Annotated in this window: 23 protein-coding genes; 12 read left to right on the top strand and 11 right to left on the bottom strand. The window is 38.4% G+C overall.

All coding sequences use genetic code 11. From position 1 onward, the window contains the following. The first annotated feature begins 25 nt into the window (after window positions 1-25). Genes CYP43_RS04690 through CYP43_RS04735 form a run of 10 tightly spaced genes read left to right on the top strand, consistent with a single transcriptional unit; the run spans window position 26 to window position 9,593 of the window. A complete protein-coding gene (locus tag CYP43_RS04690) occupies window positions 26-280 on the top strand; it encodes a DUF2018 family protein (protein ID WP_087578691.1) in 255 nt (84 codons plus the stop codon). Next, entirely contained in the window at window positions 273-704 is a 432-nt protein-coding gene (locus CYP43_RS04695) for a hypothetical protein (protein WP_103582670.1), read from the top strand. The genes CYP43_RS04690 and CYP43_RS04695 overlap by 8 nt, the downstream gene beginning before the upstream one ends. Window positions 705-714: 10 nt before the next feature. Beyond that, window positions 715-1,608, top strand: coding sequence for a polyprenyl synthetase family protein (locus CYP43_RS04700; protein ID WP_103582671.1), 894 nt, complete (start codon window positions 715-717; stop codon window positions 1,606-1,608). Continuing rightward, window positions 1,608-2,891 carry a glutamyl-tRNA reductase gene (hemA, locus tag CYP43_RS04705; RefSeq protein WP_103582672.1) on the top strand — a complete coding sequence of 428 codons (1,284 nt, stop codon included), beginning with the start codon at window positions 1,608-1,610 and terminating at the stop codon, window positions 2,889-2,891. Before CYP43_RS04700 ends, hemA begins: the two co-directional genes overlap by 1 nt. Continuing rightward, the gene (locus tag CYP43_RS04710) at window positions 2,881-4,581 is read left to right on the top strand and encodes a proline--tRNA ligase (protein ID WP_103582673.1); all 1,701 of its coding nucleotides are present in this window, start codon (window positions 2,881-2,883) and stop codon (window positions 4,579-4,581) included. The genes hemA and CYP43_RS04710 overlap by 11 nt, the downstream gene beginning before the upstream one ends. Continuing rightward, window positions 4,578-5,009 (top strand): FxsA family protein, encoded by a 432-nt coding sequence (locus CYP43_RS04715; RefSeq protein WP_103582674.1) that lies wholly within the window; start codon window positions 4,578-4,580, stop codon window positions 5,007-5,009. Before CYP43_RS04710 ends, CYP43_RS04715 begins: the two co-directional genes overlap by 4 nt. 8 nt (window positions 5,010-5,017) lie before the next feature. After that, complete coding sequence (hemC, locus tag CYP43_RS04720; protein ID WP_103582675.1) at window positions 5,018-5,947, top strand: hydroxymethylbilane synthase; 930 nt, start codon at window positions 5,018-5,020, stop codon at window positions 5,945-5,947. A 29-nt stretch (window positions 5,948-5,976) separates the two neighbouring features. After that, on the top strand, window positions 5,977-7,257 hold the full coding sequence (locus tag CYP43_RS04725; protein ID WP_103569470.1) for an AAA family ATPase: 1,281 nt from the start codon (window positions 5,977-5,979) through the stop codon (window positions 7,255-7,257). Further along, window positions 7,251-7,772 carry a hypothetical protein gene (locus CYP43_RS04730; protein WP_103582676.1) on the top strand — a complete coding sequence of 174 codons (522 nt, stop codon included), beginning with the start codon at window positions 7,251-7,253 and terminating at the stop codon, window positions 7,770-7,772. The genes CYP43_RS04725 and CYP43_RS04730 overlap by 7 nt, the downstream gene beginning before the upstream one ends. A 12-nt stretch (window positions 7,773-7,784) precedes the next feature. Continuing rightward, window positions 7,785-9,593 (top strand): menaquinone biosynthesis decarboxylase, encoded by a 1,809-nt coding sequence (locus CYP43_RS04735; RefSeq protein WP_103582677.1) that lies wholly within the window; start codon window positions 7,785-7,787, stop codon window positions 9,591-9,593. A 145-nt stretch (window positions 9,594-9,738) separates the two neighbouring features. On the opposite strand, the gene CYP43_RS04740 is transcribed toward CYP43_RS04735, so the two are convergent. From CYP43_RS04740 to CYP43_RS04755, 4 genes are all read right to left on the bottom strand, one after another. Beyond that, window positions 9,739-11,856, bottom strand: a complete 2,118-nt coding sequence (locus tag CYP43_RS04740; protein ID WP_258032176.1) for an RNA degradosome polyphosphate kinase — start codon at window positions 11,854-11,856, stop codon at window positions 9,739-9,741. Window positions 11,857-12,019: 163 nt separating this feature from the next. Next, on the bottom strand, window positions 12,020-12,604 hold the full coding sequence (locus CYP43_RS04745; RefSeq protein WP_103582679.1) for an NUDIX domain-containing protein: 585 nt from the start codon (window positions 12,602-12,604) through the stop codon (window positions 12,020-12,022). Next, window positions 12,589-13,956 carry a magnesium transporter gene (mgtE, locus tag CYP43_RS04750; RefSeq protein WP_103582680.1) on the bottom strand — a complete coding sequence of 456 codons (1,368 nt, stop codon included), beginning with the start codon at window positions 13,954-13,956 and terminating at the stop codon, window positions 12,589-12,591. The genes CYP43_RS04745 and mgtE overlap by 16 nt, the downstream gene beginning before the upstream one ends. 9 nt (window positions 13,957-13,965) lie before the next feature. Further along, a complete protein-coding gene (locus tag CYP43_RS04755) occupies window positions 13,966-15,135 on the bottom strand; it encodes a peptidoglycan DD-metalloendopeptidase family protein (protein ID WP_087584362.1) in 1,170 nt (389 codons plus the stop codon). A 113-nt stretch (window positions 15,136-15,248) separates the two neighbouring features. On the opposite strand from CYP43_RS04755, the gene CYP43_RS04760 reads away from it, so the two are divergent. Together CYP43_RS04760 and CYP43_RS04765 are read left to right on the top strand one after the other, a co-directional pair. After that, window positions 15,249-15,971 carry a plasminogen-binding N-terminal domain-containing protein gene (locus CYP43_RS04760; RefSeq protein WP_054196506.1) on the top strand — a complete coding sequence of 241 codons (723 nt, stop codon included), beginning with the start codon at window positions 15,249-15,251 and terminating at the stop codon, window positions 15,969-15,971. Window positions 15,972-15,974: 3 nt separating this feature from the next. After that, the gene (locus CYP43_RS04765; protein WP_103582681.1) at window positions 15,975-16,796 is read left to right on the top strand and encodes a YihY family inner membrane protein; all 822 of its coding nucleotides are present in this window, start codon (window positions 15,975-15,977) and stop codon (window positions 16,794-16,796) included. Between the two features lie 90 nt (window positions 16,797-16,886). Here the strand turns inward: CYP43_RS04765 and CYP43_RS04770 are convergent, their stop codons facing one another. From CYP43_RS04770 to CYP43_RS04800, 7 genes are all read right to left on the bottom strand, one after another. Continuing rightward, window positions 16,887-17,912: a hypothetical protein gene (locus tag CYP43_RS04770; RefSeq protein ID WP_103582682.1), complete on the bottom strand. Its 1,026-nt coding sequence runs from the start codon at window positions 17,910-17,912 to the stop codon at window positions 16,887-16,889. Between the two features lie 2 nt (window positions 17,913-17,914). Continuing rightward, window positions 17,915-18,616: a metallophosphoesterase gene (locus CYP43_RS04775; protein WP_103582683.1), complete on the bottom strand. Its 702-nt coding sequence runs from the start codon at window positions 18,614-18,616 to the stop codon at window positions 17,915-17,917. A 178-nt stretch (window positions 18,617-18,794) separates the two neighbouring features. Continuing rightward, a complete protein-coding gene (locus CYP43_RS04780; protein WP_103582684.1) occupies window positions 18,795-20,270 on the bottom strand; it encodes an aldehyde dehydrogenase family protein in 1,476 nt (491 codons plus the stop codon). A gap of 125 nt (window positions 20,271-20,395) precedes the next feature. Continuing rightward, on the bottom strand, window positions 20,396-21,565 hold the full coding sequence (locus tag CYP43_RS04785; protein WP_103582685.1) for a sensor histidine kinase: 1,170 nt from the start codon (window positions 21,563-21,565) through the stop codon (window positions 20,396-20,398). After that, window positions 21,558-22,220 carry a response regulator transcription factor gene (locus CYP43_RS04790; protein WP_103582686.1) on the bottom strand — a complete coding sequence of 221 codons (663 nt, stop codon included), beginning with the start codon at window positions 22,218-22,220 and terminating at the stop codon, window positions 21,558-21,560. The genes CYP43_RS04785 and CYP43_RS04790 overlap by 8 nt, the downstream gene beginning before the upstream one ends. Window positions 22,221-22,229: 9 nt before the next feature. Beyond that, window positions 22,230-22,484: a pyruvate kinase gene (locus CYP43_RS04795; protein WP_054196512.1), complete on the bottom strand. Its 255-nt coding sequence runs from the start codon at window positions 22,482-22,484 to the stop codon at window positions 22,230-22,232. 62 nt (window positions 22,485-22,546) lie between these two features. Further along, window positions 22,547-23,452 (bottom strand): AEC family transporter, encoded by a 906-nt coding sequence (locus CYP43_RS04800; RefSeq protein WP_103582687.1) that lies wholly within the window; start codon window positions 23,450-23,452, stop codon window positions 22,547-22,549. Window positions 23,453-23,485 lie beyond the last annotated feature (33 nt).

A 23,485-nucleotide genomic window follows, 5' to 3' on the forward strand; every position in this document is an offset into this window, starting at 1 on the left:
TTAAGAAATTTTCAAAGAAACAGCGATGATAGATATATTTGAGGGCAGTGCGAGGGATAAATTTTATGACATTTTGTTTAACGCAAATGCCGTTTTGGTTAAAAACGAGATAGATAAAATTTTTGAAAAATTTGTGGCTATGAGCGAGCTTTGCGAAAAGCATGGCATTAGCGAGGGCGAGATCAGAAATTTTATAGTCTCAGAGCAAGATAAAATTTATAACGGAGTAAATGACCTATATATCGAGCTTAGCGGAGAAATTTTAAGCCAAAATGAGTAAGATTTTCGCGCTCATTGCTTTGCTTGCCTCCATTGCTTTTGCAAAAGAGCCAAATTTTGACCCAAGTTCGGTGCATACATTTGAGCTTAAAAAAGATGAGTGGGCTAGGGTCTTTATAACTGAAAAGCGAACCCAAAGGGTTGAAACGTTTGACTTTCGTTGGACGCTATTTGATAGTACAAATATCACTGTGCAAAGCTTTTTTAGGCGCTATCCAAGGCAGATGGTCTTTTCGCTAAGACAAGGACAAAACACCTATATGCAGCGAGTTTTGCCTGATTTTACGATGCCGCCAAATGAGAGCGTAAGCCTTTATATATCATTTATTGATTTTAAGGATAAAAAGGCGCATTTTAGGGTGGCTCTGCTAGATGAGAGCAAGCGTATGGATGTGGGTTTTAGAGATCCAGATGAGGCTAAATAGAAGGATAAAAATGGATAAAATCGATGAAATAATGGGTAAATTTATAAGCGAGCTTGGCTACAAAGAGGCGTTTGAGATGTTTTTAAAGATAAGCTCAGGCAAGAAGCTGCGCTCAAAACTTCTTTTAAAAATAGCGGGCGAGAGTGAAATTTCTCTTAAGCTTTGCGCTATCATCGAGCTCATCCACCTTGCAAGCTTACTACACGACGACGTCATAGACGAGGCAAATATAAGACGCGGCAAGCCAAGCATAAACGCGCTTTTTGGTAGTAAAAACTCGGTTATGTTGGGCGACATCCTCTACTCAAAGGCTTATTTTGAGCTTACAAAATTTGATCCAAATATCGCAACTATCATCTCAGACGCAGTCAGCAAGCTAAGTATCGGCGAGATGATGGACTTGAAAATGGCTGAAAAATTTAATGAAAACGAGCAAGAATACCTGAAAATGATCTACTATAAAACAGCTGTTTTGATAGAAGCCACGGCAATTTGCGGGGCAAAGCTAGCTGGCAAAGATAGCAAGAAATTTGGAATTTATGGCAAAAATTTAGGTCTTGCGTTTCAGATCGTTGATGACATCTTAGACATCACTCAAGATGAAAAAACGCTTGGCAAACCAGCGCTTAATGACTTTGTCGAGGGCAAAACGACACTTCCTTACATTTATCTTTATAAGAGCTTAGACGAAGCTGGCAAGGCAAAGCTTAGTTCGCTTTGGTCAAAGAAGCTAAATGCGGGCGAAATTTCATGGCTAAAAGAGGAATTTATTAAGACAAATTCGCTTCAAAAAGCAGTAAATGAAGCAAAAAGGCTTGGAGCTGAAGCGATAGAAGCGATAAAAGAGTATAAAAATGCCGAGCTTGAAGGGATCATAAAAAGCATGATAGATAGGGAATTTTAATGCACTATTTAGATATAAGTTTTACGTATAAAAATACTGATATTTCAGTTAGAGAAAAGCTTGCATTTGATAGCGATGAGAAAAAAGAGCAAATTTTAAAACTACTAAGATCAAACAAAAGTATAAACGAATGCATGGTTTTAAACACATGCAACCGAGTTGAGATAATTGCAAGCGTTAGTGATCTAGAAAGTGCAACGACGCATGCGTTTAGGTGTATGTCTGTATTTTCAGGTGTTTTTGAAGATGAGCTTTATGAGAGGGCTGATATTTATGAAGATAGCGGAGCCGTGCACCACCTCTTTGCCGTGGCAAGCTCGCTTGATAGCCTAGTCGTCGGCGAAACGCAGATCGTTGGTCAGTTAAAAAATGCCTTTAAATTTGCTTACGATAGCTCAGCTTGCGGCGAACAAATCAGTAAAATCATCCATTATGCATGCAAATGTGCTGCTAAAGTTAGAAATGAAACTCAAATTTCTAAAAATCCGATCTCTGTTTCAAGTGTGGCTGTGGCAAAAGCAAAAGAAATTTTTGGCAAGCTTGAAGGAAAAACTGCTATAGTCGTAGGAGCTGGCGAGATGGGCGAGCTAGCAGCAAAACACCTAATCTCAAGTGGTGCAGAAGTCATCATTATAAATAGAAGCTCCGAGCGTGTTGAGCAGCTAGTTGATAGCCTTGGGGACAACGCTAGCTGGGATAGCATTTTAAAATTAAAAGAGTATGTAAATAATTATGATCTAATATTTTCAAGCACCGCAGCCCCGCACGCGATCATCACAAACGCCATAATCGAACCAAGAGAATTTCATAGATACTTTTTTGATATTGCTGTGCCAAGGGATATTGATCTTATAAATACAGAATTTATTAGCGTCTATACGGTTGATAGTTTAGAGGAGATAGTAAGGAAAAATTTAGCCCTAAGAGAGGAGCAAGCACAAAAAGCTTATTCGATCGTAGGTCAAGGCACAAGCGAATTTTTAAAAATTTTAAAAGAAGATATGAGTGTGCCACTCATAAAATCGATCCGCAAACAAGCTGAAATTTGCGCTAAAAACGAGCTAGAAAAAGCGATAAAAAAAGGATATTTAAAGCATAGTGATTATGAGGAGGCACAAAAGCTCATTCATCAAGTTTTTAAAGCCTTCTTGCATCAGCCAACGATGAAGCTAAAAAGCCTTGCTGACGAGGAGAGATCTAGCGAGCTTTCAAATGGAGTTAGATTTTTATTTGATATAAAAGAAGAGCAAAATTTTCAAGTGGGAGATATAGATGAGATTTAGTAAATTTTATGCACCAACGACCAAAGAAGCACCAAAAGACGCCTCTTTGCCAAGTCATAAATTTTTAATAAGAGGTGGATTTGTCGAGCAGATAGGCTCTGGTCTTTATAACTATCTACCGCTTGGAAAGATCATGCATGAGAAAATTTCTCGCATCGCGCGAGAGGAGATGGATGAGGCTGGTGCGCTAGAGGTTAGCTTTAGCGTGGTTACTTCAGGCGAGCTTTGGAAGCAAAGTGGACGTTATAATGTCTTTGGCAAGGAGCTTTTGCGCTTTAAAGATAGAAAAGAAAATGACTTTGTTATAAGCCCTACAAACGAAGAGGCAGCCGTTGCTTTGGTGCGTGGCAAGGTGACTAGCTATAAGCAGCTACCACTAAATTTATACCAGATAAATACTAAATTTCGTGACGAAGCAAGACCACGCTTTGGCTTGCTAAGAGGGCGAGAATTTACGATGAAAGATGCTTATAGCTTTCACTCTAGCAAAGAGGATTTAAAGCGTGAGTTTGACCTTATGGAGGCAACTTATAGTAAAATTTTCACTCGTTTAGGGCTAAATTTTAGAGCTGTTGAGGCTGATAGTGGAGCTATCGGTGGTAGCGGCAGTAAAGAATTTATGGTGCTTGCAAGTAATGGCGAAGATGACATCCTTTGCTGTGAGGCTTGCAAATACGCTGCAAATATAGAGGCTGCTAGAAGGAAAGCTAGAACAACCGATGCTGAAGCGCCAGAGGCTGACGCGGCTAAATTTAAAACGCCAGATACAAAGACTATAAAAGGTGTGGCAGAATTTTTTAAAGTTAGCGAGTTTTACTGTATAAAAGCTGTTATTAAAAAAGCTATTTATGAAGACAAAGAAGAAGTTGTGGTCTTTTTTGTAAGAGGTGATGACGAGCTTCAAGAGACAAAGGCACAAAATGCTTGTAATGCGCTCGAACTTGTCGATGCTAGCGAAGAAGAGATTATAAAAGCTGGGCTTGTGGCTGGATTTTGCGGACCGGTTGGGCTAAAGGATGTAAAATTTTACATAGACAACGAGCTAAAAGGCGCAAATAATATGATATGCGGTGCCAACGAAAAGGATTACCACTTTGTTGGCGTTAGTGTTAGCGGATTTAACGAAGAGAGATTTAAAGACCTTGTAAAGGTAAAAGAGGGCGATAAATGCCCAGAGTGTGGCGGAAATTTAAAACTTAGTAAGGGCATAGAAGTCGGTCACATCTTTCAGCTGGGCGATAAATATTCAGCTGCGATGAATGCGACATATCTTGATGAAAACGGCAAGGCTAAGCCATTTTTGATGGGTTGCTACGGCATTGGCATTAGTAGGCTGATCGCTGTGATGATAGAGGCTAGCCACGATGAGAAGGGCTGCATCTGGAAAAAAGAGTGCGCACCGTTTGACGTGGAGATTATCATCTCAAATTTAAAAGATGAAGAGGGTGTAAAATTTGCATTTGAGCTTTATGAGAGCCTTAAAAAAGCTGGCGTTAGTGTCATCATCGACGATAGAAACGAGAGATTTGGCGTTAAGATGAATGATTTTGAGCTTATCGGCTTTCCTTATGCGCTGCTCGTGGGTAAAGAATTTGCAAATGGTAAGGTTGAGTTTATAACAAGAGATGGTTTAAGCAAAGAAACGATCGACGCAAACAAAGCCTTTAAAAAGATAAAAGAAAGCTTATGAGATTTTTCGCATTTTTATTTTTTTTGATAGAAGCGATATTTATCTATCTTTTTGTTGATAAATTTGGCTTTTTAAACTACTTTCTTGAGGTGCTGGTCTCTGGATTTGTGGGCATCGCACTTCTTTTTAATGCTGGATTTTCTAGCTTAAATTCGCCTCAAGTGGCGTTTAAAAGCTTTCTTAACGGAAATTTATTTAGCCAGTTAGGACTTAGTTTTGGCGGAGCGCTGCTCTTTTTGCCAGGAATTTTAACGGATATTTTTGGCATAGCCGTGGTCGTTTTTTCTTTAGTATTTAAGAAAAATGCAGCGAAAAATGAGAGCTATCAGGAGTTTAAATTTCAAAATTTTAGCGAGCAGGGTAGTAAAAAAGATGAGGGCGAGATCATCGACGTTGAGGTTATCGAAGAGCCAAAAAGAGTAAATTAGGAGTGATGATGAAAGAGATAAAAATAGCAACTAGAAAGAGTATCTTAGCTCTTTGGCAAAGCGAGCATATTAAAGCTAGAATAGAATCAAAACATAACGATATAAAAGTTGAGCTTATTGGCATGAAGACAAAGGGCGACGTGATTCTTGATACGCCACTTGCGAAGATCGGTGGTAAGGGGCTTTTTACAAAAGAGCTTGAAGATAGCATGCTAAAAGGCGAGACTGACATCGCGGTGCATAGCCTAAAGGACGTGCCAGTAGTCTTTCCAAAAGGGCTTAAACTAGCGGCCATTTGCTCACGCGAGGATACAAGAGATGCGATGATAAGTGAGAAATTTACTAAATTTAGCGACCTACCGCACGGCGCAAAAGTCGGCACAACGAGCCTACGCCGCAAGATGCAGCTACTTATCATGAGGCCTGATCTTGAGATCATCTCGCTTCGTGGAAATGTGCAAACTAGACTTAGAAAGCTAAAAGAGGGTGAATTTGACGCGATCATTTTGGCGATGGCTGGCATAAATCGCTTAAATATCAAGGCTGAAGTGGCACATATCTACACATTTGGTTTTGACGAGATGATACCTGCAATGGGGCAGGGTGCTCTTGGGGTAGAGGCTAGAGATGAGAAGAAAATTTTAGATGAGATCTCTTTTTTAAACGACGAAAATGCAGTCATAGAAACGACCATAGAGCGTGACTTTGTAAGCGTTTTAGAGGGTGGCTGCCAAGTGCCAATAGGCATAAGTGCAAGGCTAAAAGGTGATGAAATTTCTATCGATGCGATCGTTGGCCTACCTGATGGAAGCGAGTATATAAAAGATAGCTTAAAGACTAGCAAAGATAAATTTCAAAGCATCGGCAAAGAGCTAGCGCATAAATTTATAGAAAAAGGGGCGAAAGAGCTTTTGAAACGCGCTGAAGAGATGGCGTAGTGTATATTTCTGAAAATAAGGAGTAATTTATGCAAATAGATATAAAAAATATAGGATTAATAAAAAATGCTTCTATAAATCTTAATGGATTAACTATTATAGCAGGTGAAAATGATAGTGGAAAAAGTACAATAGGAAAGCTTTTATTTTCAATAGTAAAGGCCTTCAGTAGACATAAAGAAGAGTTTGAAGAAGATAGAGAAAGCAATATTAGAAATATAGTAGATAATATATACTTTAGGCTAAGACGTAAAACTAATTTTGATGAAAATATTGAAATAAGAAAATTGTTTCATCCAATGTATTTTCTTGATGATATAAATTTGAAAGGTATTGAGGCAGTAAATGATAGAATAGAAGAAATTGAAAAAAATAATATTGATAGCTCAATACATGATTTACTTGTTAAATTAAAAAAAATCCTAGTGCAAGAGGATAATGAGATAGATAGCATTAGGAATGCTTTCAAAAAAATATCTTATTCTGAATTTTCAGATGATATTATTAATAGAAAAAGCAAGGAGGCCAATGTTGTAATAACTGAGAATGCAAACAGTATACTTGAAATAAAAATATCAAATAATAATACTTGTGATGTTCATTTATATGACGATTTGCTTTTTAATGATGCGACTATTATAGAGACACCTATGGTGTTAAACTATCAAGAGAGTATATATAAGGCAAGAGCCTTTTTTGAACCCAGAGATAAAGATGAAATATTAAGAAGTCTTGGCGTAGCAAATATTCCATTACATGTAAAAGACCTTGATATGAAATTAAGAGGGTCTATTTATGGTAGCAGGGATAGCAATAAACATAAAACTAGTTCCGATATAGACAATGTTGTTAATGGGAGAGTGCTATACAATCATAGGAAGCGCGAATTTGAATTTGCAAGAAAAAATAATGATATTTATCAAATTCTAAACGTTGCCAGTGGAATAAAAGCTTTTGGTATTTTACAAATGCTTATCAACGGTAATTTTATGGATGGTCGAAGTTTGCTAATTATTGATGAGCCGGAAGTGCATTTGCACCCTAAATGGCAACTCGAGTATGTGAAAGTAATAGTTGAAATTTGTAAAATTTATGATTCCAAAGTTATTATAACCACTCATAGCCCTTATATAATTGATGCTTTTGAAACATATTCTAAAGAAAATACGGAATTTTATACCTCAATAAGAAATGAAGAAGACGGTAGCTATAATATTGAGAAGGTAGATAATATGAATATTATATATGAAAAGTTGCATGAACCTTTTTTAAATCTAGAAGAAGACTCTTTGAAAGATTTTAAATGGTAGCTAATATAAAACAAATATTTAATAATAGTTTTTTTAAAGAATTAAATGATGTTAGTGATGGTATATGTAACGACAATGGCAAACAATATTTAAAATTTGATAGCTTTGCAAAATCGTTAAAATACAATGGAAGCACAGTGTGCTCTTGTGATACGATACTTTTTGAGTATAGCAAAGAGCATATTATTTTTGTTGAATTTAAAGATATGAATTTTGCAAATAGTTCAAGTGATGCAAAAGATTGGATAAATGAAAAATATAATAATTTGTGTTTAAAGATTACAGAGACATTGTTAATTTTAATGTATGAGATTAGACAACATGGTCTTTGCTGTAATGATTTTGTAGATTTATCTAAAAGCTTCTTTTATGTATACAAATCCAAAAGTGACTATAAAGAAGCAATTAAAACTCATATTGGCAATAAGTTATCAAGATATAATTTTATTTTCAAAAATATTAAGACTTTAGACGTCTCAAATTTTGAAATTTTTTTACGAAAATATAATTTGTAGAAGTAGGTTTTAATGGACTACATCAAGCTTTTAAAAGAAAATAATCTACTTCGTGTTATCGATGAGCCAACAGATATTGATCTTGAGATCGCACACGCTAGCTATATCGAGGTCAAGCGTGAGAGCTCGCAAGCGCTACTTTTTACAAACCCAGTCTGCAAAAAAACTGGGCGTAAATTTACCCCAGTGCTTACAAATATCTATGGCTCAAAACGCGCGCTTGAGCTTATCTTTGGGCTAAAGCCTGATGAGATCGCAGCCGAGATAGAAAAGCTTTTAAAGCCCAAAAAACCTAAAAATTTCAAAGAAAAGCTTGATTTTTTAGCCTATCTTTTTAATATGAGAAAAATTTTTACTAAAAGGCTAAAAGGTGAGGGCGAGTGCCAGCAGGTAAAATTTATAGGTGAGGAGGCTGATCTTTTGAGTCTACCTGCGCTAAAGACATGGCCATATGATGGTGGTGCTTTTATTACAATGGGGCAGGTTTATACGCAAAGCTTGGATGGAAATTTGCAAAATTTAGGCATGTATAGACTGCAAATTTATGACAAAAACCGCCTTGGCATGCACTGGCAGATCCACAAAGACGGTGCAAATTTCTTTCATGAATACAAGCGCGCTGGTAAAAAGATGCCAGTCTCTGTGGCAATCGGCGGCGATCCACTCTACATCTGGTGCGGCCAAGCGCCGCTGCCAAAGGGCGTCTTTGAGCTGCTATTTTATGGCTTCATCCGTAAAGAGCCAGCAAGGCTTGTAAAGTCGCTCACTAATGAAATTTACGTCCCGTACGATGCAGACTACGTAATAGAGGGCTTTGTGGATACGGCTAAGTGCGAGCTTGAGGGGCCATTTGGCGATCATACCGGCTTTTATACGCCTATTGAACCTTTTCCGGTGATGGATGTAACGGCGATAACTAGCAAGCATGAGCCAGTATTTCACGCAACTGTGGTTGGAAAGCCGCCACTTGAGGATAAATATATGGGCTGGGCGACTGAGCGGGTTTTTTTGCCGCTTTTGCGAACGACCGTGCCTGAACTACTGGACTACAATATGCCTGAAAATGGTGTTTTTCACAACCTAATCTTAGCCAAGATAAATACGCTCTATCCAGCTCATGCAAAGCAGGCTATGCACGCATTTTGGGGCGTTGGGCAGATGAGTTTTGTAAAACATGCCATTTTTGTTGGAGCCGATGCGCCTGAGCTTAAAGATTATGATGAATTTACTAGCTTTGTTCTAAATCGTTTTGGTAGTCAGAGTGTGCTAATAAGCCAAGGCGTGTGCGATCAGCTTGATCATGCTAGTCCAAATTCGTGTTTTGGTGGCAAACTCGGCGTAGATGCGACGCAAGACTTTTGTAAATTTAGCCCTGTGGTTTTAAGCGACAGCGAGCTTTTGGCTAAATTTCAAAGCGTTACGCCAAATGTAAAAGAGCTTAAGCAGTTTAAAACGGATACCAAAACGCCTATTTGTGTGGTGAAATTTGAAAAAGATTGTGTGGTAAAAGAGCTTTTTGACAAGCTTTTGACATTTAGAGAATTTTTCAAACTCCTTATCGTTGTGGATATGCAAAATCACCTTGAAAACCCATATATGCTACTTTGGCGTGTGACAAATAATATCGATGCTTTGCGCGATATTTTCATAGATGGTGAAAATTTCTGCGTAGATGCTACTAGTAAAGATGGGCGCGAAGGATATACTAGAGGCTGGCCGCTACAAACGGATTGTGACCGCGAAGTGGTTGCTGGTCTAGTTAAGCGCGGCATAGTAAAAGACGAGCCAGAGTTATTTAAAAAATTTGAAATATTTGGCTAGCTTTGAGGTGCTCAAGTAAATTTATGAATTTTGCTTTTTGTTGTGGATTTAAAATTTTTAATAATATTTACTTAATCAAATGCTAGTGTTTTTTATGCTGATTAAAAAATAGCTTTTAGACTAGGTCTAAAAGCTTAATTTGTTTTTAGCTCTCTTTTAAGAGTTTACTTGCGAGCATATCGGCTTTTGCTTTATCTGTATCTTTTTTTACAGATTTATAAATTTTAGATATATAATTTTCCAAAACTTCGTGGCAAGATATTACTTTTTCGTTTTCACTTCTTGCTACTTTTACGTATTCACCGCTATTTTGTAGCTCAAAAGCTAGGTCATTATCGCTTAGCTGAAGCTCTAAAATTTCAAGCAGTCTCTCTTGAAGTCTTGGCTCAAAGATAGGTGTCATGAGCTCCAAGCGGCGCTCTAAATTTCGTGGCATCCAGTCAGCGCTTGAGATGTAAATTTTTGGATTAGCGTGTTTGAAATATAAAATTCTAGCGTGCTCTAAGTACTTGCCGATGATCGAGCGAACTCTGATGTTTTCGCTTTTGCCTTTTACGCCTGGCCTTAGTCCGCATACACCGCGAACGATGAGATCGATCTTTACGCCTGCATTCGAGGCGCGGCTAAGCTCGTTTATCACGTCTTCGTCTATTAGTGCATTCATCTTAGCGATGATCCTGCCCTCACTACCTTTGCTAGCCTCCACTCTTATCTTTTCGATGATGCGCTCTTTTATCTGAAAGGGCGACATGCTAAGGGCGTTTAGACGGCGGTTTTTGTTATATCCTGATAGGATGTGAAAAAATGATGTTGTATCTTGGCTAAATTCCTCTTTGCTCGTAAATAGACTAACGTCAGTGTAAATTTTGGCTGAGCTGCCGTTGTAGTTGCCAGTGCCAAAGTGCATGTAAAATTTAAGTTTATCGCCGATCTGGCGGATCACTTGGCTAACTTTTGCATGAACTTTAAAGCCTGTGATGCCATATATCACGTGCGCGCCAGCATCTTCAAGTGCCTTTGCCCAGTGAAGGTTGTTTTCTTCGTCAAACCTAGCTTTTAGCTCGACCATCACGGTTACTTGTTTGCCGTCGCTTGCAGCGTCTATTAGGCTTTGAATGATCGGCGAGTTTTTATCGACTCTGTAAAGCGTCATGCGTATAGAGATCACCTTTGGATCTTTGCTCGCTTCTCTTATAAAGCTAACGACTGGATCAAAGCTCTCAAATGGATGAACTAGCAGCACGTCCTCTTTGTCTATGGCATCAAAGATCGAGACACCGTTGCCAAATGGAGGCAGGGTTTTTGGGGCGTAGGGTGGGTTTGCTAGGTGGCTGAAGTTCTTGCTTCCAGCTATCTCCCAAAGAGAGCTAAGTGTGAGCGGGATGCTTGAAAAGTAGATATCTTTGTGAAAAATTTTCATATGAAAATTTAAAAACTCTAAGATATCAGCGTCAGCGTCTTTGTCTATCTGCATACGCACAAAAGCCCCTTTTCTACGAAGCTTTAGCCCTTGCTCAAGTATCATCATAAAATCATCCGCCTCTTCTTCTTCGATGACGATATCAGCGTTTCTTGTCACTCTAAAGGCAGCTGAGCTAATGAGCTTATATCCTGGGAAAATTTCTTCTGCGTGGCGGTGCACGATCGTCTCTATTGGCACGAAGACGTTGCTGCTTGGCTGGGTAAATCTTGGCAAAACTCTTGAAATTCTTATCATGCCGTATTTTAAAATTTCAGGATGCTCGATGTCAGCAAGCTTAACGGCAAGCGAGAAGCTAAGGTTGTTTAGGTGCGGAAATGGATGGGTCGCATCAACAGCGATAGGCACAATAACTGGCAGGATGTTTGAGAAAAAGTATTCGTCACATTTTTGCTTTAAGCTATCATCAAGCTCGTCGTAGTTTTTGATAAAAAGACCCTCTTTGCTAAGCGCATCTACGGTGCTTTTGTAGTGGCTTTCAACTAAATTTTGCTCATCTTGAAGATATTTTCTGATCTCACGTAGCTGATCAAGCGGACTCATGCCGTCGCTACTACTTGTCGTCACGCCAGCTGCAAAAAGCTGCTTTAGACCGGCCACTCTTATCATATAAAATTCATCAAGATTTGTCATATAAATGGCTATAAATTTTAGCTTTTCAAGTAAAGGTATATCCTTTTCACACTGAGCGAGTACCCTTGAGTTAAAGCGTAGCCAGCTTAATTCGCGGTTGATAAAAAGAGTTTCATTTTCGCTCATCATTTTCTCCTTATGATTTTTGATTATTTTATGATATGTGCGGTTATAAAGTTCTTATTTTGTTAAAAATTTAGTTACAATAGTGCAAATTTTAAACGTAAAGGTTTTTTATGTCGGATTACATTATATTGGTTGGCATTTTTGTTGTGGCGGTTGTTGTCTTTGCGCTTATCAAAAAGGTCTCTTTTTAGCCTTTAAATTTCTCCCACCACAAGTAGGCAAAGATGAGCCCAAAGCCCTTGACCTTGCTCTCGTCAAAGGCAAATTTCATCATATCTTCTCGTTTTATAAAAACTAGCTCGATATCTTCGCCATCGACGCCACCGCCAGAATTTACCTTCATGCTCTCATTGATCTTTGCGTAAAACATCGTTTGCATATTGCCTCCAAAGCCAAAAGCACCGTATGTCATCGTGATACGCTCTATCTCTTTTAGCTCATAGCCCACTTCTTCGATCGCTTCTTCTCTAGCTGTTTGCTCTTCGCTAAGTCCTTTATCCATAAGCCCTGCGCAAAGCTCGTAAGTAAAGCCTTGCTCATTTGTTTTGATGTCTTCTTTCTCTTGCGAGTACCAAACTGCAGGACGAAATTGCTTTACAAATAAAAAGGCATCTTTTTGCTCGTGATATAAAAAAATACTAACACTATTCATCACCTTGACGCAGTCCCAGTCTCTTTGGACACCATTTTGCATAAATTTCATCTTAAATGGCTTTAGGTATTTTGACTCACCAAGAGGCAGAATTTCTAAATTAGTTATAGTAGTATCCATTTTGCAAGTCCTAAAAAGCTAAAAAATCCTATCGCATCAGTAAATGTAGTAAGAATGACCGCCGAGCCAACGGCAGGGTCAATATTAAAGCGCCTTAGCGTCAAAGGTATGATCGTGCCAAAAAAGCCAGCAAAGAATAAATTCGTAACCATACTAAGCCCAATAACAACGCCAAGCATACCTTTGTCAAACCAAATAGAGGCGATTATGCCCATTACCACACCAAAGATTAGTCCATTTATGAGTGAAATACTAACCTCACGTTTTAGAACATTTTTGGCATCTTTAAACTCGATCTCGCCAAGTGCTAGACGGCGAACCGTAACGGCAAGCGCTTGTGTACCGGTATTTCCGCCCATTGATGCAACTATTGGCATTAAAACAGCAAGAGCGACATAGGCTGCGATTGTCTCGTCAAAAAGTCCGATTATGGATGAGCTAAAAAGAGCTGTTAGTAAATTTACGCCAAGCCAAACCGCACGACCACGACCAGCCTTAAAAAGCGTATCGTCCTCTTCTGACTCGTCGTCAACGCCGGCTAGGTTATAAATCTGCTCAGTTGCACTCTCTTGAATGTAGTCGTGGATGTCATCAGACGTGATACGACCAAGTAAAATTCCAGTGCTACTAGTAACTGCAATAACGTTTAGATCGTACTCTTGAAACATATCAGCGACATTTTGCATAAGGTCCATATCATTTGCAACGTGTGGCTTGTAGTGATCGATCTGTGCTGACTCGATATTTTGCTTTAGCGTCTTTGTAAAATCAAAAAGTATAAGATCTTCAAGCGGGATAGCGTATTGTAAAACACCGTTTTTATCGATGATAAAAAGCTGCGAGATATTTTCTAGCTTGCCTTCTTGCTTTTCTCGTCTAAGTCTTGCTACTGCATTGCCAAGCTTTTCTTCAAGGTGAGCCGAAAAAAGCTCTGTTTGCATGTGAGCACCGGCTCTATCTTCTTCGTAACTTCTAAGTCTTAAAATTTCATTTTGGTTTTCTCTATCAAGCTCATTAAAGAGTTCTCTAGCCTTATCCTCGTCAATGTCCTCGATGTATTGAAGCAAGTCAGTCGCATCATCACTCTCTAGCTCTTCAAGTGCCTCTACTATCTTTTCAGCTGGGAGTGTGTCGATCACGTCTTTTAGCATGTGATCAGGTAGCTCGATAGCAACGTCGCCTAAGATTTCAGGATCTAGCTTTTCAAGATAGTGAGCAAAAAGCTCCTCGTCGTGCTTTTTAAGTGTTTTTAGGTGTTGGGCTAGCTCATAAGGTGAGAGTTCATTATCTTCTAAATTTTCATCTAAATGCTGATCTATCAGCTCTTTTGCTTCTTCTAGTTCTTGGCTCAAGTTTTACCTTTAAAATTCTATTACATTAGGGAAAAATTCCACTTTGTGATACTCTTTTTCATTATTTAAAGCATTTTTTATTAGCTCGTCATTTTTGCTAACAACTGCTTTAAATTTAGCTGATTCTTTCTTGTCTTCTAGGCTTTTGACGACCTTTATTGCACTTTCTGGATTGATAGGTTTATTGTCCCTATAAAGACCAAAATGAAGGTGTGGTCCTGTGCTCATACCGCTTGTGCCAACGTAGGCTATAAGCGTGCCTTGCTTGACTTTTAAACCGCCTTTTATGCCTTTAGCAAAGCCATTTAAGTGAGCATAAAGCGTCTCGTAGCCACCAGCGTGAGAGATGATAACGGTTCTGCCATATCCGCTTTTTTGTCCGACAAATTTAACCGTGCCATCGCCTGCGGCTTTGATTGGTGTGCCTTTTGGAGCACCGTAGTCAACGCCAAGGTGTGCTCTATATCTTTGTAAAATAGGGTGCCATCTTTTTAGGGTAAAAGCTGATGTGATTCTGGCGTTTGCAAGAGGGCGAACTAGTAAAAATTTATCATTTTTCTTGCCATTTTTATCATAAAATTTATCTTCAAATTTATACATAACGTATCGTTTGTTTTTCGTTTCTATCATCGCAGCATAAATTTCTGGAGTGCCAAAAGAGCGGCCCATGCGTATTTTTTGATTATAAACGATAGCAATCGTATCGCCTTTGTTTATCTTTTTAAAATCAATGCCACTTCCTTTAAAAATTTCTTTAAAGCCAAGTGCTAGTGTGCCAGAGCCTGTATAGTCAAAAATGTCTTCAGAAACTGACTTATCAACCTTTAAGGCTAAAAATTTATCCTCGCTTTGATAAGAGATGGGAAGAAACTCGAGTTTAAATTTATCATTGTCATCTCTAAAAATATGCATTTGAAGCTCGTCACTAACAGGGATTAGTACTTGTTTGGTATTGCCGTTGTCGTCTTTATAAATTTGATACTTTGTGCCAGCGATGATCTCTTCTGTTAGTTCTTGATCTTCGGTTGCTAAGTTATAGTAAAGTGAAAGTGGGATTTTGTTTGTCTCTAAGAAATTTAAGAAGTTACTTCCATTTGGCCAGCTAAGCTCTTCGACACTTGGCTTTATAGCGTATAAATTTATAGATAATATTGCAAAAATTATAAAAATACGAGGCATTAATGTCCTTTTAAAAAGCTGGTGGGATTTTAACTAAAACTTGCTTTAATTTTGCAAAAGATAAAGCATTTTAGGCTATAATCGCTCTAAAAATTTAAACTTAGGAGATATTTTTGAAACGTATATTTGTGATTTTATCGCTAGTTTTTGGCTTTGCTTTTGGGGCTGATTTTTCTTTAAATGAGTATAGAACTCCTATAATTAGCGTCGATAGTGATGGCACAGCGACGATAGTTGATAGTCCAGAAATTTTAATCGGCTCAAGTGGCGTTGTGCTTCATAAATTTGATACTGATAGCTCTATCATCGCAAGAGTTAGTGTTATCTCAAAAAATTCTGGCTTTGCTAAGATTAGATTTGAGGTGTTTGATCTGCTTGAGCAAAAGGCGCTCCCACTTCCAGGCATCGCACCTGCAAATGGCGATATGGTCGTGCTAAACTATCTTTATAACCGCTCATTAATCATTGTGCCAAATAAAGAAATTTACGAAGAGATCACTTCTGCGTTTCCAAATATGATATTTATCCACCCAGACCTTATCGGAGCATACTTAAGCTACGAATACAAGCCAAATCCAAGCAGAGATGACTTTAGAAAAATGTGCGCTCAAAGTGCAGCTGGTTTAATTTTTATAGCAATGGATGGCAGAAGCGTTTTTGCTGATTGCCAAAGCTTTAAAGTGCTAAAAGAATTTAAAAGTGGCGAGGTTGAGTACTATCAACTTCCATTTTATACAAGAGTTAGCGACATAGACACTGTGTTTTGGAAGCTAAATAGCGAGCATATCAACAACTACGACGCTCACTACGAAAAACTTTTCGAAGAAGATAACTGATAAATGAGCCGTTTGTCCTTAAGTAAGCAAAGCTTAAAAGAGTTTTTAAATTTACTCCCAACGCTTAAGGACAAAGAGCTCTTTCACTACGCTTCAAGCCTTAGTTTTCATACGATTTTATCGATCATTCCGATACTTCTTATATCGTTTTCTATCTTTACAAAACTGCCTAGTTTTGAGGATTATTACGCCAAAATTCAGGACTTTATATTTTCGGCTCTTTTGCCAAGTAATCAAGAGATCATCTCAAACTACTTGCAAAATTTCTTACAAAATAGCGGAAATTTAGGCATAGTTGGCTTTGTAGCGATGATATTTACATCGGCCATGTTTTTTAGCGACTATGAATATGTAGTTTTGAAAGTGACACGTGCAAGTAAGGCTAGAGGATTTTGGTCAGCACTTAGCTCATATTGGACGCTTATCACGCTTGCGCCACTTGGTCTTGCTGGCAGTTTTTATCTCTCAAGCCTCATTCAGGAGATGCTAAACTCAAATGTGATCACAAACTCGATAAATTTTTTAAGCATATTCCCATATCTCATCATTTGGGCGATATTTTGCATCACATATCTCATCTCAGTAAATGATGAGATAAAATTTAAGAGCGCATTTTTTAGCTCGTTTGTCGCTTCGCTCGTTTGGTATATTGGCAAGTCGGCCTTTGTCTATTATGTCCTTTATAACAAAACCTATCTAAGCGTCTATGGCTCGTTTTCAGCCGTGCTTTTCTTCTTTGTCTGGATCTACATCTCGTGGATCATCTTTTTGTATGGGCTAAAGCTTTGTGCTTATCTCTCAAATAGCTCAAAATTTAAAAGATAAATTTAATAGTTAGTACCAGCTAGTAATATATTTTTATAAATTTACCAGCTAGCGTGATTTGTATTATTTTATGTAAAATCTTATGTAAAATCAGCGTTTAAACTCGCAAATTTCTATCTTTACGCCAAGTTCTTTGCTAAATTCTTTAGTCTTTTTCTCTAGCTCGTCTTTGTCAAAGCAGATAAGATCTATGTAAGATCGCATCTCGCCATTTGCTTCACCTATGATCTCGCAAATTTCACTCTCCTTTAGCGCATCTGAAATTTTGTTTTTGCTATCAACGCCAAACTGTATGTCGCCACCGTGAGATATGGCTAAAAAGCAAAAATTTATGCCAAGCTCAAAAGCTTCGTTATAAGTATCGCTTGCACCGTCGTAGTATTCGTTTAGTAGCTCGCTAAGAGATGTAAATCCTGTGAAAACGTCGTCACGTAACTCATTTGAACGAGGCTCTAGCTCATAGACCATAAAATTCTTAAGCGGCTCGTTTGAGGCTTCTTTACCAAATTTTTCATCTATAAGATCGGCAAAGTCGATCAGTGGCACGCCTTTTTCTCTTGGCTCGTCTATTATCTCAAACTCTCCAAGCATATTTATCATGATCATCTCGCCAACTACGTTGTCACAAAGTATGAGCGATAATGTATAAGCCTTATTTTCATCTTCGCTTTTAAGCTTGCTTAGAGTTTCGTTATATAGGCACATATCCACGCTTTTGTCGTTAAAATTTGCATAGACCATGACCTCATTTGCATCAACGCTTACGCCATACATTTGTATAGTAGCGACGTTTCGTGGCGCACGTGGTTTGCCAAGTGTACAAGTAAGCTTTGCTTCATACTCTTTTGGCATGCGCGATTTGATAAATTTAAGCCACAAAAGCCTATGTTTGAGTCCTTCTGGAGTGAGTACTAGATCGATCTTTCCATCAATAAGGCCTATCATAAAAGTTGGATCAACCAAACATAAATTTAGCGCCTCTTCGGTCATTTTGCTTGCAGCTTCAAAATTTTTATCTTCTAAATTTTGTTTGATGGCGTCTAAATTTTTGCCAAACTCGCTCCAAAATTTATCAACTCTGCTTGCAAAGCTAGAGCTCTTTTTAGAAAACCACATTTTTATCCTTGTTTATTAAAATTTTCAACATTTTTTTGCGTATAAATTTTCATCGATGGAAATTCTAAGGCACTTAGTTTATCATATCCTTCTTCGTTAAAAACACATCCTGTATCGATGTTGGCGCTATTTGTATAGAGCTTAGCCTCACGCACTGGCGTGTGTCCGTAGACGTTAAATATGCCTTCTACTTGCATCATATCGCCTCTGCCTGATAGTACATGCCTTCTAAACTCATCTCTTGAACTATCATCATCTCTTAAAGTCCAAAATTTGCCAACAGCCGAGTGAGAGACGACCAAATGCTCGCCATTTTGGTTCTTGTGGTTTTTAAACTCTAAATATACTGGGCTACTCTCTAAAAATTCTATGTGTCTTTGTTTAAAATTTAGGCTTTGAGCTAGGTATGATCCATATGTCGCCACACCACCATTGTTGAAAAACCAACTCGTATCAAATGGTGCTTGGTTGTTTAAAAATTCATATTTATTGCTTAGTAACCTTCTTTCGTGGTTTCCCATTACCATTTTATAGTTATTTTGTATGATAAGCTCGACTACATCGCAACTAAAAAGCCCCCGATCTATCACATCTCCGACAAAGCAAATTTGTGATTTTTCTTTGTCTGGAAACTGCTTGATAAGCTCTAAAAGTGTGTTAAAACAGCCGTGCACATCGCCTATGATATAAATTTGCTCGCTCAATTTTTCTCCTTTGTGTCAAATTTTAGTCTATTAAGCTTAAAAATGTAGTGTTAAGAAAACACTTTTGTATAGCTGTACTATATTGGCGTAATGCTAGCGATATATAAAGTTAAAACCTAGTAAAAGATATTTAAAATTTAAGGAATTTAAAGTAGAAGGGAGCCTAAGCTCCCTAAAATCATTGTGCGTAAAAGCCGCTAACCTTACCGGTTAGGTCAATCATGATGTTTTTCATTTGAGTGTAGTGCTCAAGGATGATCTTGTGAGTTTCTCGGCCGATACCTGAGTTTTTATAACCGCCAAATGGGCTGCCTGCTGGGATTTGATTATAGGTATTGACCCAGACCCTGCCAGTCTCCATAGACCTTGCCACGCGAAGTGCTTTTGTGATGTCTTGTGTGAAAATTCCACCACCTAGGCCATATTCGCTGTCATTTACCATTTTGATAAGCTCGGCTTCATCTTTAAATTTGATGACAACGCCAACTGGTCCAAAAATTTCTTCCTGAGCCACTCTCATGTCGTTTGTCACATCAACTAAGAGCGTTGGCTCGACAAATGCGCCCTTGTCGCAACCATTTGCAGTGTAGGCTTTGCCGCCGACTGCCACTTTTGCGCCTTCTTTTTTGCCGATCTCGACGTACTCTAAGATCTGCTCGGCCTGTTTTTTGTTGATCTGAGAGCCCATTTGAGTGCTAGGATCGAGCGGATCGCCAACTTTTATAGTACTAAATTTCTTAACCGCAGCCTCGATAAATTTGTCATAAAAGCTCTCTTCTACGAAAATTCTAGATCCTGCGCAGCAAACTTGACCTTGGTTAAACAAAATTCCAAGCTGAAGACCATCAAGCGCTTTATCTAAATTTGCGTCGCCAAAGAAGATGTTTGCGCTCTTGCCACCAAGCTCAAGTGTGGCTGGGATGATACGGCGAGCCGCTGCGATAGCGATATCTCGGCCGATCTCGGTTGAGCCAGTAAATGCTAGCTTGTCAAGGCCTGGATGGTTTTTGATCCACTCACCACTCTTGCTGCCTTTTCCAGTTATTATGTTGATAAGGCCTTTTGGCAAAATTTTATCTATCAGTCTAAATAGCTCAAGCACGCTTAGGCTTGTCTCGCTTGAAGGCTTAAATACGCTCGCATCGCCTGCTGCGATCACTGGAGCTAGCTTCCAAGCTGCCATCAAAAATGGAAAATTCCAAGGCACGATCTGACCTACGACGCCTAGTGGCTCGCGTAAAACGATAGAAAGTTGCTTCTCGTCAAGCACATTCGCGCTGCCTTCTTCGCCCATGATAACGCCAGCAAAGTACCTAAAGTGCTCGGCTGCAAAAGGAATATCAACATTTAGCGTCTCGCGGATCGGCTTGCCGTTATCCATGCTCTCAACTTTTGCGAGGTGCTCTTTGTTTTCATCGATGATGTCAGCGATCTTGTTTAGCAGCTTTGCACGCTCGCTAATTGTAGTGTGTTTAAATTTCTTAAAAGCCTCACGTGCAGCACGTACAGCGTCATTTACATCTTCTTCAGTCGCATCTGCGATCTTTGCAAGGTGATCGCCGCTTGCTGGATTTTTTGCATCAAGTGTAGCGCCGTCTTTTGCGTCACGCCACTCACCATTTATGAAAAGCCCATATTTTTCTAGTAACTTCATACTTTTCTCCTCGATTAAGATTTTGTAAAAGGATTATAATATTAATAAAATTTATCAAAAATAAATTTTTGCTATAAATTATATTTTTTAATAAAATTTATTATCTAATATGAGAAATTTTGGATTTAGTCTTTCCAAGAAAGTGAAAAAGTAGTTTCTTTACCAAGTTCGCTTTGACATTTTACATCTATGCCATTTTTTATGCAGCAGCTTTTGACTAAATTTAGCCCTATGCCAAAGCCGCCTTGATCGTCGTTAAATCTCGTGTAACGATCAAAAATTTGAAGTTGCTGCTCTTTGCTGATGCCTCGACCGGTGTTACTTATGCTAAAGAAATTTGGCTCTAAAGTGATGCGTACTTTTGAATTTGGCGCTGCATATTTGGAGGCGTTGCTAAGAAGGTTGTCTAAAATTTTGCTCACATCCCCAAGATCTGCATTTATAAAGCTTGGCTTTAGGCTAGTATCTATCTCAAGTCCGCGTTTGGCAAAAAATGGCGAGAAATAGTTCAGTCTTTGTGTGGTTAGCAAATTTAGATCTATGAGCTCTTTTTTGCTAGGCTTGTCTAGGTTAAAGCTTAGATGAACGAGCGCGTCATAAATGTTATTTAGGCTCTTTGCGGCAAGGCTGATATTATTAAAACGCTTTAAATTTCGCTCATTTAGGTTGTCAAGATCGGCTGTTTCTATACTCATCGAGATGACGCTTAGAGGCGTGTTTATCTCGTGTGTTGAGTCTTTTATAAAGCGGTTTAGCGTATCTATCTTTTCATAAAGCGGTCTTAGGCTCAGTTTTGCGAGGTAAAAGGCGACAAAGAGTAGGGCAAAAAAGAAAAAGAGTGCCTTTAGTATGGTTGAAATTTGTAAAGATAAAATTTCAGCCTTGATATCTTTGCCAACTAGAAAAATATCTGCGTACGAGAGCTCGTCTGTAGTGTTGTCGTCCATGTACTGGATCTTTTCAAATATCGCGACCTTGCCGCTGATCAAATTTACATTTTTGCTTTTGTCTATTTTTTGGCAGTCAAAGTCTTTATAAATTTTCTCACCATTTTTTAACACGATGCAAGCATGCACGCCTTTTTCTTTTGTTAGACTTGAAATTGAGTCAAGTCCATTCATTCTAGCTTTCATGTAAATGCCCATTTTTATCTCTTTTAAAGACTTTACCTCGTTTAAAATGAGCGTTTCTTTTTTGTTTTTATAGTCATGTATGAAAAAATATCCTAAAAATAGCACAGTGCTAACAAGATAAAGGGATAAAATTTTAAATAAAATTTGTGTCTTTTCAGACATAGACATAGCCGTCCCCACGCCTATTTAAAATAGCATCTTTGCCTAAAATTTGACGTAAATTTTTGATATAGACACGAAGGCTAAGCTCGCTTGGCTCCTCGTCAAATTTCCAAATTTTATTAAAAATCTCATCTTTGGTTAAAATTTTGCCTTTGTTTTGCAAAAATAGGGCGAGCAGATCGCTCTCTTTACTCGAGATATTTACATTTTTACCATCTTTGCTTAGTGTCTTGCTCTGCGGATGAAAGCTAAATTCGCTTGAAATTTTGATCGCATCGCCACTGTGATGTGAGAAATTTCTCTTTAGAAGTGCTTGTATACGAATGAGTAGCTCTTTTAGCTCAAATGGCTTTTTTAGATAGTCGTCGCAGCCACTTTTGTAGCCTTTTTCAAGATCGTCGATCGTGTTTAGCGAGGTGGTAAAGATGCTAGGTGCGCTAACACCTAGCTCTCTTAAGGAAGAAAGAAGTGAAAAGCCATCTCCTTGTGGGAGTTTGACGTCAAGTATAAGCAGGTCGAAATTTTGCTCATAGGCGAGATCAAGCGCCTCTTTGGCGTTGTCTGAAGTGGTGACATCATAGCCATTTTCGACTAGATACTCACTGATGAGATCAAGTAAAATTTCATCATCTTCAACGAGCAAAATTCTAACCATTTACTACCTTTACATGCCTTTTTTCATTTCGTCTTTTTTCATACCCATGTCGTCTTTTTTCATTTCGTCTTTCATGCCCATGTCATCTTTTTTCATCTCATCTTTTTTTATCATGGGTTTTTTGCCCATGTCATCTTTCATCATCTGCTCTTTCTTCATCATCTCGTCTTTGCCCATGTCATCTTTTTTCATCATTTCAGTAGCATTTGCAAGACCACCAAGCATAAACATAGCACCAAGTGCAACTAGTAGTAATTTCTTCATAACGTCTCCTTTAAATGAAATATGATGAAATACTATCTCTTTAGTGTTAAGTGAGTGTGAATTTACGCAAATACAAAATAGATAACCGGAAGCGTGATAAATGAAAACAGCACGCCTATGGCTACTGATGAGATGGCTAGTGAGCTATCAAGTCCAGCTTTTATAACCATCGCACTTGCAAGGGCTGATGTTGGCATCGCACATTGAAAGAGACCAACGACCCAAGTTTTGTTCATCTGGATACCTGAAAATTTTAATATGATGAAAAATACGATAGCTGGCAAGATCATCTTACACAAAAGCACAACGCTAACGCCTTTATAGGAGCTTGTGATACTGCTAAAGTTAAGACCAACACCAATCGCAAAAAGTGCCACTGGAGTGACGCTACCTTCAAACATCCTAAGCGGCGCAAAGATAAATTCTGGCAAAGGAACTTCTTTTAGAATAAGAGCCATAATAAGCGCGATAAATGGCGGAAATTTTAAAATTTTCATCGTATTTTGAAATAGTGAAACCTTCTCTGGTGCAGCAAAAGAGAGGATAAGTGGCCCAAGGATCGAAAGTGGGATACCAGTGGCTATTTGATCGTAAAAGATGACTTCATTTACCATCGCATCACCAAAGAAGCCTTGAATGACAGGCATACCGACAAATAGGGTATTACCAAAAAGGCTTAGCATGACCATGCTGACAGTTGTTACTTTAGTAAATTTAAAGATCTTACCAAGTACCAATGCTATAACAGCGCTGATAGCTGTTGAGCCAAAGCCAATTAAAATTGTATTTATAAGCGAAACATCGACGTTTACGTGATAAATTTTGTCAAAGATTAGCGCAGGCATTGCAAAACAAAGGACAAAATCCACAAATGGGATTGAGTGCTTTTGCTCAACAATGCCGACTTTTTTAGCAAAAAAACCAGTTGCGATTATGAAAAAAATTGCAAAAAGTGGAGTGAAGTTCATAGCATTCTCTTTTAAATCTAAATTTTTACGGAA

The organism is Campylobacter concisus, from assembly GCF_002913045.1.
GTDB classification, from domain to species: Bacteria; Campylobacterota; Campylobacteria; order Campylobacterales; family Campylobacteraceae; genus Campylobacter_A; species Campylobacter_A concisus_AP.

What these genes read in the sequence shown, in the direction of transcription:
- CYP43_RS04690 (WP_087578691.1), top strand. Translation starts at nt 26, where the DNA reads ATGATAGATATATTTGAGGGCAGTGCGAGGGATAAATTTTATGACATT.
- CYP43_RS04695 (WP_103582670.1), top strand. Translation starts at nt 273, where the DNA reads ATGAGTAAGATTTTCGCGCTCATTGCTTTGCTTGCCTCCATTGCTTTT.
- CYP43_RS04700 (WP_103582671.1), top strand. Translation starts at nt 715, where the DNA reads ATGGATAAAATCGATGAAATAATGGGTAAATTTATAAGCGAGCTTGGC.
- hemA (WP_103582672.1), top strand. Translation starts at nt 1,608, where the DNA reads ATGCACTATTTAGATATAAGTTTTACGTATAAAAATACTGATATTTCA.
- CYP43_RS04710 (WP_103582673.1), top strand. Translation starts at nt 2,881, where the DNA reads ATGAGATTTAGTAAATTTTATGCACCAACGACCAAAGAAGCACCAAAA.
- CYP43_RS04715 (WP_103582674.1), top strand. Translation starts at nt 4,578, where the DNA reads ATGAGATTTTTCGCATTTTTATTTTTTTTGATAGAAGCGATATTTATC.
- hemC (WP_103582675.1), top strand. Translation starts at nt 5,018, where the DNA reads ATGAAAGAGATAAAAATAGCAACTAGAAAGAGTATCTTAGCTCTTTGG.
- CYP43_RS04725 (WP_103569470.1), top strand. Translation starts at nt 5,977, where the DNA reads ATGCAAATAGATATAAAAAATATAGGATTAATAAAAAATGCTTCTATA.
- CYP43_RS04730 (WP_103582676.1), top strand. Translation starts at nt 7,251, where the DNA reads ATGGTAGCTAATATAAAACAAATATTTAATAATAGTTTTTTTAAAGAA.
- CYP43_RS04735 (WP_103582677.1), top strand. Translation starts at nt 7,785, where the DNA reads ATGGACTACATCAAGCTTTTAAAAGAAAATAATCTACTTCGTGTTATC.
- CYP43_RS04745 (WP_103582679.1), bottom strand. Translation starts at nt 12,604, where the DNA reads ATGGATACTACTATAACTAATTTAGAAATTCTGCCTCTTGGTGAGTCA.
- CYP43_RS04755 (WP_087584362.1), bottom strand. Translation starts at nt 15,135, where the DNA reads ATGCCTCGTATTTTTATAATTTTTGCAATATTATCTATAAATTTATAC.
- CYP43_RS04765 (WP_103582681.1), top strand. Translation starts at nt 15,975, where the DNA reads ATGAGCCGTTTGTCCTTAAGTAAGCAAAGCTTAAAAGAGTTTTTAAAT.
- CYP43_RS04770 (WP_103582682.1), bottom strand. Translation starts at nt 17,912, where the DNA reads ATGTGGTTTTCTAAAAAGAGCTCTAGCTTTGCAAGCAGAGTTGATAAA.
- CYP43_RS04780 (WP_103582684.1), bottom strand. Translation starts at nt 20,270, where the DNA reads ATGAAGTTACTAGAAAAATATGGGCTTTTCATAAATGGTGAGTGGCGT.
- CYP43_RS04785 (WP_103582685.1), bottom strand. Translation starts at nt 21,565, where the DNA reads ATGTCTGAAAAGACACAAATTTTATTTAAAATTTTATCCCTTTATCTT.
- CYP43_RS04790 (WP_103582686.1), bottom strand. Translation starts at nt 22,220, where the DNA reads ATGGTTAGAATTTTGCTCGTTGAAGATGATGAAATTTTACTTGATCTC.
- CYP43_RS04795 (WP_054196512.1), bottom strand. Translation starts at nt 22,484, where the DNA reads ATGAAGAAATTACTACTAGTTGCACTTGGTGCTATGTTTATGCTTGGT.
- CYP43_RS04800 (WP_103582687.1), bottom strand. Translation starts at nt 23,452, where the DNA reads ATGAACTTCACTCCACTTTTTGCAATTTTTTTCATAATCGCAACTGGT.